The organism is Bacillus sp. FSL M7-0003, assembly GCF_038628485.1.
Classification (GTDB): domain Bacteria; phylum Bacillota; class Bacilli; order Bacillales; family Bacillaceae; genus Bacillus; species Bacillus safensis.
The window spans coordinates 3,530,846-3,542,805 of record NZ_CP152024.1; the positions used below are offsets into that span (position 1 = coordinate 3,530,846).

Consider the following 11,960-nt stretch of genomic DNA (forward strand, 5'->3'; position numbering starts at 1 on the left):
TTGATCTCTCCTTATCCAAAAGAAAATGCACCCTTAAAGAAATCGCCTGCACCCTTTATGAGCGAATCTGCGGTTTCTTTTGTTTTTTCTATCCCTTTATGTATCACTTGATTTGCCTGATCAATGGTATCATTCACTGCTTTCACACCTTGACCCGCCAGTTCAAATGCTTTTTTCCCTTTATCCACGACTGCATGAATCGGATCCTTTAATTTCACTGCCATCTGTTCAGCAAAACCGGATGTCAGCTTGGCGACTTTTTCTCCAATAAATCCACCTACTGCTGAACCAATGGCTCCGCCAACAACGGTTCCAATCGGACCTGCAAAGCTGCCAAGAGCCCCGCCGACAACGGCACCTGCGACAGAACCGCCAGCGATAAAGACCGTATTGTTCACTGCATTTCCAACAGCCTTTGCATTTTCACGCTTAAGAACTTCGGGCTGATCACTGAATTCTGCATAGTTCTCGGCAATTTTCAATCCACAGCCAACCGTTTCTGTTGCACCAGTGACAACTGTTGCAATAATGGCATTTCCTTTCGCAAATCTTGCACCATTTTTCAGAACAGACTTAATCGCAGCCGTGTCCTTCCAATTAATACTTCCTTTTGTAAAATCACGAACACTGTTTGTGAACGCAACTGTATCGTCAGGATAAAATTTTGTGAATTTCTTATGGACCAAGTCAGCCATCGGCCAGTTCGATCGTTTTAATAATTCTTTTTTACTCAGCCAAATCCTTGCTAACCGGTCAAATCTCGTTCCTTCTACCCGGCTGGTCAGATCAAGCAGCAGCTTTGAATGCTGCGCTGCATATCGGCCATTCTCTTTAATGAAAGTCGTCATCCCAAGCCCGTAATATTTCGCCTGCATCATCACGATACCAGCTAAGCTCGTGAGTGTACCATATTGATCATAGATACTGTACAATTTCCGCAATATATCATCTGCTTCGACCATTTTATCCGTTGCATGACGAATGGCAATATCATCACTGCTCAATTTGCTGATTAATGCCTGTCCTGCTCCCCATGCATCCCCGACACCAGAAAAACAGCTTCTATACCGAGGATCGCAGCCTAAAATCAGCCCGTCCAGTTCACTATGTAAATCGCGGTGCTTCGTTTCAATGGCTGACAGCTCACCTACAAAATCATTCGCCAGCCCAGTCAGCTGATCTGGATCAACCACAATGTCACGTGCCATCACATCATCTCCATTCTCGGTTTCTTTCTCTCCGTTCTTCTCGTCTCTTTCGCTCAAGCTCTTCCATTCTGGCAATTTCAGCTTTACGCTCCTCAATTTTGACCGCTGCATCCCGCAGTTCCTGACTTGTTTCAAGCAAATCTTTTTCAAATTGATCGTAGCGTGCCGTTGTTTCTTCAAAGCTTTGATCAAATTTATCCCTTGCTTCTCCCTGCCAGCCTGATCCTACTGCCTTCAGACGATTTTCCAGCAGCTGCTTGGACTGCCGAATCTCATCAGCCGCTTCCTGAAACTTTTGAGCGAGTGCCAGCGTTTGACTAGAATCCAACTTTCGCACCCCTTTCTCCCAATTTAACGTACAAATGGATGATTTTATATGTACCCATTATAAATAAAAAGACACCCAAAAAAATCACCCTAAAGAACCATTCAGCATATTACCTAATGAAAGTAGGCCTTTTTCCTCTCTAATTGCCAGAGAAAGCCTTTCTTGTTATGAAGCGCATTCAAGACGTGATAAAATGGACGTATTCTACAAAAGGAGTGACGTATAGATGAAAGAGGAAATGATTCAGCGTTTCACAAGTTATGTGAAGGTAGATACGCAGTCAGATGCAGAAAAGGAAAGCTGCCCATCTACTGAAGGACAATTGAACCTGGCGAGACAGCTTGTTGAAGAGATGAAATCCATCGGGATTCAAGAAGTGACTATGGATGAAAACGGCTATGTCATGGGAACAATCCCATCTAACACAGACAAAGATGTGCCGACCATTGGCTTCCTGGCTCATATCGACACAGCCACTGACTTCACCGGCAAAAATGTAAAACCGCAGCTTCATGAGAACTATCAAGGCGGCGACATTACCTTAAATGAAGATCTACATATCGTTTTATCTCCACAACAGTTTCCAAATTTACAAAAGTACCAAGGACATACACTGATCACTACAGATGGCACAACCCTGCTTGGTGCAGATAACAAAGCTGGTATCGCAGAAATTATGACAGCTATGCATTACCTCATCGAACACCCAGAAATCAAGCATGGAAAAATCCGCGTCGCTTTTACGCCAGATGAAGAGATTGGCAGAGGGCCGCACAAGTTTGATGTTGATGCCTTTGGCGCTTCCTATGCGTACACAATTGACGGCGGACCGCTTGGCGAGCTGCAATATGAAAGCTTCAACGCAGCAGGCGCGAAAGTATCCATTAAAGGAAACAACGTCCACCCAGGAACAGCAAAAGACAAAATGGTCAGCGCTGCGAAAATTGGGATGCTCTTTCACAACAAACTGCCTTCTGAAGAATCTCCAGAATATACAGAAGGCTACGAAGGCTTTTTCCACCTGACGAAATTTGTAGGGGAAGTAGAAGAAGCTGAGCTGCAATATATTATCCGTGATTTTGATAAAGAGAAATTCAACAATCGCAAGGCACTGTTTGAAAAAATAGCAAATGACTTAAAAGCCACCTACGGAGAAAACAGCATCACCCTCAGCATTCAGGATCAATATTATAATATGAGAGAAAAAATTGAGCCGGTGAAACATATTGTGGACATTGCTCATGAAGCTATGGAAAACCGCTCAGTAACACCGGTCATTGAACCAATCCGCGGCGGCACAGATGGCTCCCAGCTTTCATATAAAGGTCTCCCAACGCCAAACATCTTTACTGGCGGGGAAAACTTCCACGGCAAATATGAATTTATTTCCGTCGAAAACATGGTGAAAGCAACCGAAGTTATCGTTGAAATTGCCCGTTTATTTGAAGAAAAAGCATAGACATGTTTACAACCGTTCCTGTTCGGGAACGGTTTTTTAATAAAAGTTTACAATTTTCTGAAACTTTTATGACACTTATTCGTACTAATAGAGACAACCCCAGAAAAAATTCTTCTTGACGAGTGAAATAACTGGAAATATAATAGTTAAAAACAACCAGTATTTTAGACCTAAAATAGCAGATCGAATGAATCTTAAGAACTAAACCAAGTCTGCTGCTTATTTTCAGTTATAAACATCACTCACCCTGTCAACACTTAAAGAATAGGATGAATTGGAGGAATGTCATATGATGATTTTATTGATTATCGCTTCACTTTGCTGCTACTTACTATTCTCTTTCAAAAAAGATAACCGCACCCAAAAAAGAAAAAGCGCAGAGCTTTCGGAGTTTGAAATCTTTCGTATGCGCCGCCACTACAACGGAAAACGCCGTCACCCACTAAACGATGCACCTAAACAAGTATAAATCCAAATAAAAGAGCCTCATGAGGGGGCTCTTTTTGTTGAATAAACAGCAAAAAACGACCAGATTCAGTGGTCGTATTTCCTTTTATTTATATACCTTCGCAGGCACTTGAATCATAGGAATTCCAACATAGTAAGGTGAAATTTCATATGGCTGGAAGACAACAGCAATTCCCTTTTTCGTAAAGTAATACTGCGTGTTGTAGTTGATTTCAATGTCACTTTTTTTCAGGTTCGCGTAGAATTTGCTTTTATGTTTCTTTGTGTAGTTATAAATATAATCTCTTACTTTCGTACGCTTTTTCTTTGTTTTCACAACGTCTGTCAAGAACAGCTGCTTTGTTTTTTTCTTTGTTAACACATAGTTCATGCTGGAAACCATCGTGTCTCCGTGTGCTCCACCGTTATACATGTAATCATAGTTTAAGATACTCAGTTTCTTACCATTATTAAATTTCGTTTTATACGTTCTCTCATACGTGACCTTCCCGTAGCCTTCCTTTTTCGCTTCGTCCTTTAAAAACAAGTACGTAGAATAAGAGAATGCGATATCTTCTTTTAAATCACGATTGATGGTTTTCATATGCGTCTTGCTTAGGTTTTTCACCTGTGCATATTTGAACGTTTTTTTCTTCTTATAATAGTGTGTGCTTACTTTTGCTTTTTTTGCTTGTTTGGCATCAGCAGATCCAACTGGCGCAAACAAGGAAACAATCAGTGAGAAAATGACCAGGCTGATCGTTATGCCTTTTTTCATTGTCATAGTAAATACCCCCATTTTTGTCTATTACCAAATGAGTATACCATGACAAAAGAACCAAAAGAAGTAATTTTTCCATATTATTCTTCATTTTTCCACATCGGGTTTGTTTCCCTTGATTTGTTCATTTAGAAAATTAAACGATAAAACCATTGACTTTTTCCTGAAAAGGTTGAATAATTGTGTTTATTAAGAAAATTGAATCAAAAGGTAACCTTATTAAGAGTGGTGGAGGGACTGGCCCTGTGAAACCCGGCAACCGCTGTTCCTAGGAACAGAATGGTGCTAATTCCTTAAGCAAGCAGATGCTTGTTTGAAGATAAGGCAGAGTTCTCACAGTATATGATGCTCTTCCTTATCTAAGGAAGAGCTTTTTTATTTGATTTTTTAACCTGAGGAAAGAAGGGATTCAGCATGACACAATTACAAACCATTGGAAAGAAAACAACAAAACCGCCATTCCGCGCAGATCAAGTAGGAAGTTTACTTCGTTCAGAGCGCATCAAGGAAGCACGCAAGCAAAAAGCAGATGGTACGCTGACAGCAGAGCAGCTCCGACAAATTGAAAACGAAGAAATTACACGTATTGTAGAGAAGCAAAAAGAAATTGGGTTAGAGGTTGTCACAGATGGTGAATTCAGACGTGCATGGTGGCATTTTGACTTTCTTGAAGGACTCGATGGGGTGGAAGGATTTGAAGCAGATCAAGGCATTCAATTTCATAACACAACGACAAAAGCAAGAGGGATCAAGGTAACAGGCAAGATCGATTTTACAGATCATCCAATGCTGGAGGATTATCGTTTCCTTCAAAGCATCGCTGGTGATCATACGGCTAAAATGACGATTCCAAGTCCGAATATGCTCTTTTTCCGTGGAAAGCTTGAAGAAGGAGTGTATGACAGCTTAGAGGAATTCCACCATGATGTGGCACAAGCGTATAAGAAAGCCATCCGTGCTTTTTATGATGCAGGCTGCCGCTACTTGCAGCTGGATGATACGGCATGGGCAGTGTTCTTTTCTGAAAAAGGCCATGAACAAATCAAAGCCTTTGGCCGTGAAGAAGATGAACTTCGTGAATCGTTTGCGAAGACAATCAATGAAGCTGTTGCCGACCGCCCAAAGGATTTGGTGATTACGATGCACATTTGCCGCGGTAACTTTAAATCAACTTGGGCAGCTGAAGGTGGTTACGAAGCAGCAGCAGAAACTATTTTCGCCGGCTTAGATCTTGATGGTCTCTTTTTAGAGTTTGACGACGATCGTTCTGGCGGATTTGAGCCCCTTCGATATGTGAAGAACCCAAACCTTCAAATCGTACTAGGCCTTGTCACTTCAAAATACGGAGAGCTTGAGCCAGTTGAACAGATTAAAAAACGCATTGAGGAAGCGGCTCAATATGTAGACATTAACCAAATCTGTTTGAGTCCACAATGCGGCTTCGCCTCAACAGAGGAAGGCAACCTGTTAACAGAAGAGCAGCAATGGGAAAAGCTGCGTCATGTGATTGAGATTGCTGATCAAGTGTGGAAATAGGCGGAAACCTACAGAAAAAGCTTACCGTCATCATAAAGAACCGCTTTTTTGGCGGTTCTTTATTATTTTGTCATCTCAATCAACTTGATATTAAGTTTAATCGTATTACTTCTATGAGTTGAGTTTAAGAAGATATTGAACATAAGTTTCTTCTTAAAAACCATTTTTTATACTCATAAGTTGTCTAACAACAAGTTAGGTGGATTGATATACATTCGAGTCATCTTCCTTGCCAGAATATCTCCTACTGAAACTCCTCTGAAACCGTTTGGCAAATTAATAATCATTGATATTAATTTTGTTCTATCTTTTTGTTCAATTTCATCCAAAAAATCAATATTAACTGCTCTACGCATCAAAATGTGCTGAAGATCCACCCTAATTCTTAGAAATTACAATACTGCTTTTTCCATTGTTCCCTCAAGCAAACCTAAAAAAATCAAATGCTAGGGCAACTCCTTTTTCATACCAACTCATTGCCCCTACAGGTGGTACTAAATATTCGTTAAGGTCCCCTGATATTCACTTTATTAGATAGAGAGTATCGATATAAAAACTTGTCAAAAATTTATTGTTTAATTAAAAAAATATGAAAAATGTGATATTATGACTTCCGTTAGGATATTAAATTGAAATTTAATACATAAATAAAAGAATGATTACAAGAATAAAGTTTATAAAACTACACTTCTTGTTGAGTTTAGTAATGTAGTTATTGCTAATGTACATGTATCATAAACTTGTTTTTTTCATACCTTAACACTTTATGAAAGGAGTGTAAATTCATTGCTAACTTATGATGAATGTTATTTATATAATGATTTCGCCAAAGAAAATTAACTATCCGTCGATAGGTAATAAAATTAAAAACCTTACCCCATTACACCAGCGCAGGTATTTCAAATTATTCATTCCATCCTTTAGAATTCTCTGTTGAAGAGTTTATGGAAGTTATGATGAAATCGGAGATATTCCAACAAGTATGGATACAAACGAGTCAAAGCCACAATCTTGGTAACTTGTTATAGAAAAAAGAATGGAGGAAATTGCTGAAGAATATGATACAGATGTTTAAACATGTATCGAAGACCTGCAAGCATTGAGTAAACAATTAATTGAAAAGGAAGTTGTATATGTAAAATGAATAAACTTAATAATGATATTCTAGAAAACATTTATAAAAATATTTCAATTAAGAGAAGCAAAACAATCGTTAATTACATTGCAATGCTAATGGCACTAGCGAGAGATAATGAACTAAACGAGGATGATTTAATTAATTGGATTCACAGCAAATTAAGTGAAATAGGATATTTTCAAGAAAAAAACCGTTTATTTACTCAAAACAAATTAGATGAATTTGTCTTAGAGTTTATTGAAGGAAGAGCACTATTATATGATGATATCAGCATAACTGAAACAAAACAAAACGAATATGTCATCAGTAGCAAACTGTGGTACAAAAAGAATCCACCTGAGAGTTTTTTTTATTTTGGTATTGACCCTGAAGATTTTTCGAACTATGCACAAAAACTTGCTCAAATAAACGCCGAAAAACTAGGCATCTCAATCCATTTTTCTGAGGATCAAGCGCATGAAAAAGAAATAGCCCATATCCAGCTGTCAAAAAAATGTTCTCTTTCAGAAGAATTGATAATAACTCAGCCAAGTTCAAAAGACTTTTCGTGGTTAACATGGTTTTTTAATGAACATTGGGGTGGAACGACTATGGTGTCTAAAGGAACAACTTATAATGTTTTAAATGAAAACATTTTGTTGGCTAAACGTGGAGATTATATAGTAGGAATATTAGTTTACAAAATATTCAAAGAAGAGGCAGAAATCCTGACTTTGGAGGCTCTAAAAAAGTACCATGGTGTTGGAAGTAGATTACTTTTTGAGTTAGAACAAAATCTAAAAACACAAAATATACACTCTATTAATTTAATCACTAGTAATGATAACTTAAATGCAATTAGGTTTTATCAAAGAAAGGGATATTCTTTCAAAAATATCTATATTGGTGCAATTGATAAAGCAAGAATGGTTAAACCTACAATTCCCTCTATAGGAAATTACGGAATACATGTCAAAGATGAATTAGAATTTGAAAAAAGGTTGATACAATGACTATAAAAAGCTGACTGACTAGTTCCATGAGTACTACCAAGTTATTAATAGTCTATCCTGAGCTAGTTAAATTTTATAACATTGATTATGAATTCATACAGTGGAGAAAGATTCAGATGTATAATTACTGAATTGAAGACAGAATTGCTGCTGATAACCACTAGAGAATAGGATTCTTTTCTTAGACCACAATTGGGAAAGGGTTAAGTCTACTAGAATTTAATTTTAAATACCCTAATCATTGAAGATATAAAAGAAATACTTGAAGAATAGGTATTACCGAATTAAAACCATTATATGATTTATATGAACCACGCAACAATTTAAAGTGTGGTTTATTTTTTGTTCAATTTTGTCTTTTTCATAAAAAAGGCATTATCACCATCAAGCCCCTAGAGGAGACCCAATGAATGATAATGCCTGATTCAAATTGTTTTCACCGTTTCAAGACACTATATGTTCTTAAAGGAGCGAAACAATATTTTCTCTGTTTAGTAATCCAAATGTTCCCCATTTGTCGCAATCACTTGTTTATACCAATCGAAGCTTTTCTTTTTCTTTCTATCTAATGTACCGTTTCCTTCATTATCACGGTCAACATAAATGAAGCCGTAGCGTTTTTTCATTTCAGCCGTTGATGCGCTGACAAGGTCAATTGGGCCCCAGCTTGTATAACCGATCAGGTCAACTCCGTCTGCGATCGCTTCTCTCGCCTCTAGCAAATGGCTTCTGAGGTAATCAATTCGGTAATCGTCTTGAATGGATCCGTCTTCTTCTACTTGATCGACAGCACCCAATCCATTTTCTACGATAAACAATGGCTTTTGGTATCGGTCATACAGCTGATTCAGTGTTGTACGAAGTCCTTTCGGATCAATTTGCCAGCCCCAATCACTTGCTTCTAGATAAGGGTTTTTCACACCTTCAAATAAGTTACCGCCAGTCACTTGTCCAAGAATCTCTGGATCTGTACTTGTCACAAAGCTCATATAATAGCTGAAGCCAATATAGTCCACTGTATGGTTTCTTAAAATGTCTTCGTCCCCTTCTTGGAACTCGATGTTAATGTCATTTTCAAGGAAATAACGTTTCATGTAACCTGGGTAATAACCTCTTGCCTGTACATCTGAGAAGAATAATGTTTTACGGTCTTGCTCAATTGCAGCAAACATATCTTCTGGTCTTGAGCTGTACGGATAAGTTGTCATCGCTGCAATCATACAGCCGATTTTCGCATCAGGAATGATTTCGTGTCCTGCTTTGACAGCCAAAGCACTTGCAACAAATTGGTGATGTGCTGCTTGATATTGAATGCTTTTCTCGTCATCACCCTCTTCAAATACAAGTCCGCCGCCAGTGAAAGGCGCATGTAACACGACATTGATTTCATTGAATGTCATCCAATATTTCACTTTGTCTTTAAAGCGAGTGAACAATGTTTTAGCGTATATTTCATAAAGATCCACAAGCTTGCGGTTTCTCCATCCGCCGTAGTTTTTCACAAGTGCGAGCGGCATTTCATAGTGAGAGATGGTGACAACTGGCTCAATTCCGTGCTTATGCAGTTCATCAAATACTTTTTCATAAAAAGCGAGGCCTGCTTCATTCGGTTCCGCATCGTCGCCATTTGGGAAAATACGCGGCCAAGAAATGGATAATCTGAAGCACTTGAATCCCATTTCTGCAAAGAGTGCAATATCTTCTTTATAGCGATGGTAGAAATCGATTGCATCATGATATAAGTTAAGGTCTTTCATTGATTCATCGAATGGGTGCATAATACCATTTGGTGACACATCAGCTGTCGATAAGCCTTTTCCATCTTGATTATATGCGCCTTCAACTTGGTTGGCTGCAACAGCGCCGCCCCATAAGAAACCTTTAGGAAATGTTTTTTCTAACTTGTTCATGTTGAATACCCTCCTCTTTTTCTTCTACACTGACTGTAAGTAGTGTCTCTTTTACTGTAATCGTTCCATCTGTTTTCGCATCAACTTGTGCATAATCATTCGTGTTGGTGACAATAACAGGTGTGGTGACATCATAGCCTTCTTGCTGAATGCCCTCGATATCAAAATCAATGAGTACATCTCCTGCTTGAATCAGATCACCTGACTGCACATGACTTGTGAAATACTTTCCGCCAAGTTTTACCGTGTCAATCCCGACATGAATGAGAAGTTCTGTACCTTGTTCACTCTTCAAGCCAATGGCATGTTTTGTGTGGAAAATGGTTTCAACCTTGCCGTTGAACGGTGCTACAACACGCCCAGCTGTTGGTACAATAGCTGCACCTTTACCCATGATTTCATTAGAAAATGTTGCATCATTTACTTGATTGAGCGGCTTTAGTTGACCTTCAAGCGGGCTTTGTACCACTTCATTTTGAAGTGCCGCTGTGTCTTTCTTTTCTTCTGGTTTGTCTGCTTTTGTATCATCTTTCACTGGTACATCTTTGAATCCTAGAACAAGTGTCATGATCGTTGCTACAACAAATCCGATGACTAAACCGATGATTGAGTAGACAAATGTTGGTCCAATGAATGTTGGTAGACCTGGGAGGCCTGCTGATCCAGATATCACATATGATTTTACTTTAAAGATTGACATGAACACGCCGCCTGCTGCTGCACCAATAAGGGCTGCAAGGAACGGTTTTTTCAATCGCATGTTCACACCATACATAGCAGGTTCAGTAATACCCATTAAAGCTGTGATACTTGTAGACATCGCCAATGATTTGAATGTTTTGTTTTTTGATCTTAAGAAGACACCGAATGCTGCGCCTGCTTGTGCCATATTCGCTACAAACATCATTGGAAGAATGTAGTCAAAACCGTTTAACGTAATGTTGTTGATCATGATTGGAAGCAGTGCATAGTGCATCCCCGTAATGATCAATGGTGACATGAATCCGCCGATCAAGAGTCCGGCCAAAAGACCTGCATGTTTAAACAATAAATCAATTCCACCTGAAAGGCCACTTCCGATAATCCCGCCAAGCGGTCCAACCGCGATGAGCATAACTGGTACAACGACTAGAAGTGTGACTGTTGGAACAAGGATGATCTTTAATGATTTTGGACTATATTTTTCTGCGAATCTTTCAACATATGAACCAAGCCAGATGGTGAGTAGAATTGGAATCACCGATGAAGAGTACACAACGGCAACCACTGGCAAGCCTAGAAATTCTGTATTTCCCGCGCCCAGTAAAGCGGTTAACTGCGGGTGCAGTGCTGCTGCTGCAATGGCTGCCGCGATATACTGATTTGTGCCAATTTTTTTGGCTACGCTTACAGCAAGCAGAATCGGTAAGAAGTAAAAGGCTCCATCTCCGATGGCTGTTAAAATCGCATACGTACTGCTTTTATCTGATATCCACTGGAATGTAAGCATCAATGCCAAAATCCCTTTGATCATACCGGCCCCAGCGATGGCTGGAAGAATCGGTGTGAAGACACCAGAGATAAAATCGAATAGCTTTGATATCACATTTTGTTTTGACGCTTCCTCTGTACCGCCTGATTTTACATCTGTTGATAGTCCAGAGTCAGCGATCATCGCTTGATAGACATTTGAGACATCATTGCCGATAATGACATGATATTGGCCTCCGCTTTGATTTACGCCCATGACGCCGTCTGTTGATTGCAGCTTTTCTTTATCTGCCTTACTTTCATCGTATAAGTTGAAGCGAAGTCTTGTCATACAATGTGTAACTTGCTTAACATTTTTTTCACCGCCGACAAGTTCTAGCACTTCTTTTGCTGTTTGTTTGTGGTTCATTGTGTTACCCTCCAATCGTTGATTTCATCTTGATATAGAAAAAACCTAAACATCCATTAATGTCCGAGAAATAGCGATTCAGACATTAATCGATATTTAGGTTTTGCCTGCTTAACCAGTAACAATCCTTCATAGCGATTGATCGTTATTTAATTTTTATAAGTCTTTAGATATAAAAAAACCTAAATCACGCCTTATCAAAGATAGGGACAATGATTTAGGTTTTGCCTGCTTGACCAGTAACAATCCTAAAAGATTGTGGGTTATTTAGTTTATAGTTAT

9 protein-coding genes and 1 riboswitch are annotated in these 11,960 nt (G+C 39.0%); of the genes, 4 read left to right on the forward strand and 5 right to left on the reverse strand.

What is annotated here, in order from left to right; translation table 11 throughout:
• Positions 1-11: 11 nt before the first annotated feature.
• Both MHI23_RS18145 and MHI23_RS18150 read right to left on the reverse strand, forming a co-directional pair.
• Positions 12-1,208, reverse strand: a complete 1,197-nt coding sequence (locus MHI23_RS18145; RefSeq protein WP_342492479.1) for a glycine zipper domain-containing protein — start codon at positions 1,206-1,208, stop codon at positions 12-14.
• Between the two features lie 4 nt (positions 1,209-1,212).
• A complete protein-coding gene (locus MHI23_RS18150; protein ID WP_342492143.1) occupies positions 1,213-1,536 on the reverse strand; it encodes a WXG100 family type VII secretion target in 324 nt (107 codons plus the stop codon).
• A 226-nt stretch (positions 1,537-1,762) separates the two neighbouring features.
• On the opposite strand from MHI23_RS18150, the gene pepT reads away from it, so the two are divergent.
• Together pepT and MHI23_RS18160 are read left to right on the forward strand one after the other, a co-directional pair.
• On the forward strand, positions 1,763-2,995 hold the full coding sequence (gene pepT, locus MHI23_RS18155) for a peptidase T (RefSeq protein ID WP_151862758.1): 1,233 nt from the start codon (positions 1,763-1,765) through the stop codon (positions 2,993-2,995).
• A 289-nt stretch (positions 2,996-3,284) separates the two neighbouring features.
• On the forward strand, positions 3,285-3,464 hold the full coding sequence (locus MHI23_RS18160; RefSeq protein WP_008345664.1) for a hypothetical protein: 180 nt from the start codon (positions 3,285-3,287) through the stop codon (positions 3,462-3,464).
• Between the two features lie 84 nt (positions 3,465-3,548).
• Here MHI23_RS18160 and MHI23_RS18165 read toward each other — a convergent pair whose 3' ends face one another.
• Complete coding sequence (locus MHI23_RS18165) at positions 3,549-4,226, reverse strand: DUF3298 and DUF4163 domain-containing protein (RefSeq protein WP_254806046.1); 678 nt, start codon at positions 4,224-4,226, stop codon at positions 3,549-3,551.
• A gap of 210 nt (positions 4,227-4,436) precedes the next feature.
• A riboswitch (SAM riboswitch) is annotated at positions 4,437-4,549 on the forward strand.
• An 88-nt stretch (positions 4,550-4,637) separates the two neighbouring features.
• Here MHI23_RS18165 and MHI23_RS18170 point away from each other — a divergent pair.
• Together MHI23_RS18170 and MHI23_RS18175 are read left to right on the forward strand one after the other, a co-directional pair.
• Entirely contained in the window at positions 4,638-5,759 is a 1,122-nt protein-coding gene (locus MHI23_RS18170) for a 5-methyltetrahydropteroyltriglutamate--homocysteine S-methyltransferase (protein ID WP_342492144.1), read from the forward strand.
• 1,140 nt (positions 5,760-6,899) lie between these two features.
• Entirely contained in the window at positions 6,900-7,889 is a 990-nt protein-coding gene (locus MHI23_RS18175) for a GNAT family N-acetyltransferase (RefSeq protein WP_342492145.1), read from the forward strand.
• 491 nt (positions 7,890-8,380) lie between these two features.
• On the opposite strand, the gene MHI23_RS18180 is transcribed toward MHI23_RS18175, so the two are convergent.
• Positions 8,381-9,799, reverse strand: a complete 1,419-nt coding sequence (locus tag MHI23_RS18180) for a glycoside hydrolase family 1 protein (protein WP_342492146.1) — start codon at positions 9,797-9,799, stop codon at positions 8,381-8,383.
• Positions 9,771-11,678 (reverse strand): beta-glucoside-specific PTS transporter subunit IIABC, encoded by a 1,908-nt coding sequence (locus tag MHI23_RS18185; RefSeq protein WP_025093773.1) that lies wholly within the window; start codon positions 11,676-11,678, stop codon positions 9,771-9,773. Before MHI23_RS18185 ends, MHI23_RS18180 begins: the two co-directional genes overlap by 29 nt.
• Between the last annotated feature and the right edge of the window lie 282 nt (positions 11,679-11,960).

What these genes read in the sequence shown, in the direction of transcription:
- MHI23_RS18145 (WP_342492479.1), bottom strand. Translation starts at nt 1,208, where the DNA reads ATGGCACGTGACATTGTGGTTGATCCAGATCAGCTGACTGGGCTGGCG.
- pepT (WP_151862758.1), top strand. Translation starts at nt 1,763, where the DNA reads ATGAAAGAGGAAATGATTCAGCGTTTCACAAGTTATGTGAAGGTAGAT.
- MHI23_RS18160 (WP_008345664.1), top strand. Translation starts at nt 3,285, where the DNA reads ATGATGATTTTATTGATTATCGCTTCACTTTGCTGCTACTTACTATTC.
- MHI23_RS18165 (WP_254806046.1), bottom strand. Translation starts at nt 4,226, where the DNA reads ATGACAATGAAAAAAGGCATAACGATCAGCCTGGTCATTTTCTCACTG.
- MHI23_RS18170 (WP_342492144.1), top strand. Translation starts at nt 4,638, where the DNA reads ATGACACAATTACAAACCATTGGAAAGAAAACAACAAAACCGCCATTC.
- MHI23_RS18175 (WP_342492145.1), top strand. Translation starts at nt 6,900, where the DNA reads ATGAATAAACTTAATAATGATATTCTAGAAAACATTTATAAAAATATT.
- MHI23_RS18180 (WP_342492146.1), bottom strand. Translation starts at nt 9,799, where the DNA reads ATGAACAAGTTAGAAAAAACATTTCCTAAAGGTTTCTTATGGGGCGGC.
- MHI23_RS18185 (WP_025093773.1), bottom strand. Translation starts at nt 11,678, where the DNA reads ATGAACCACAAACAAACAGCAAAAGAAGTGCTAGAACTTGTCGGCGGT.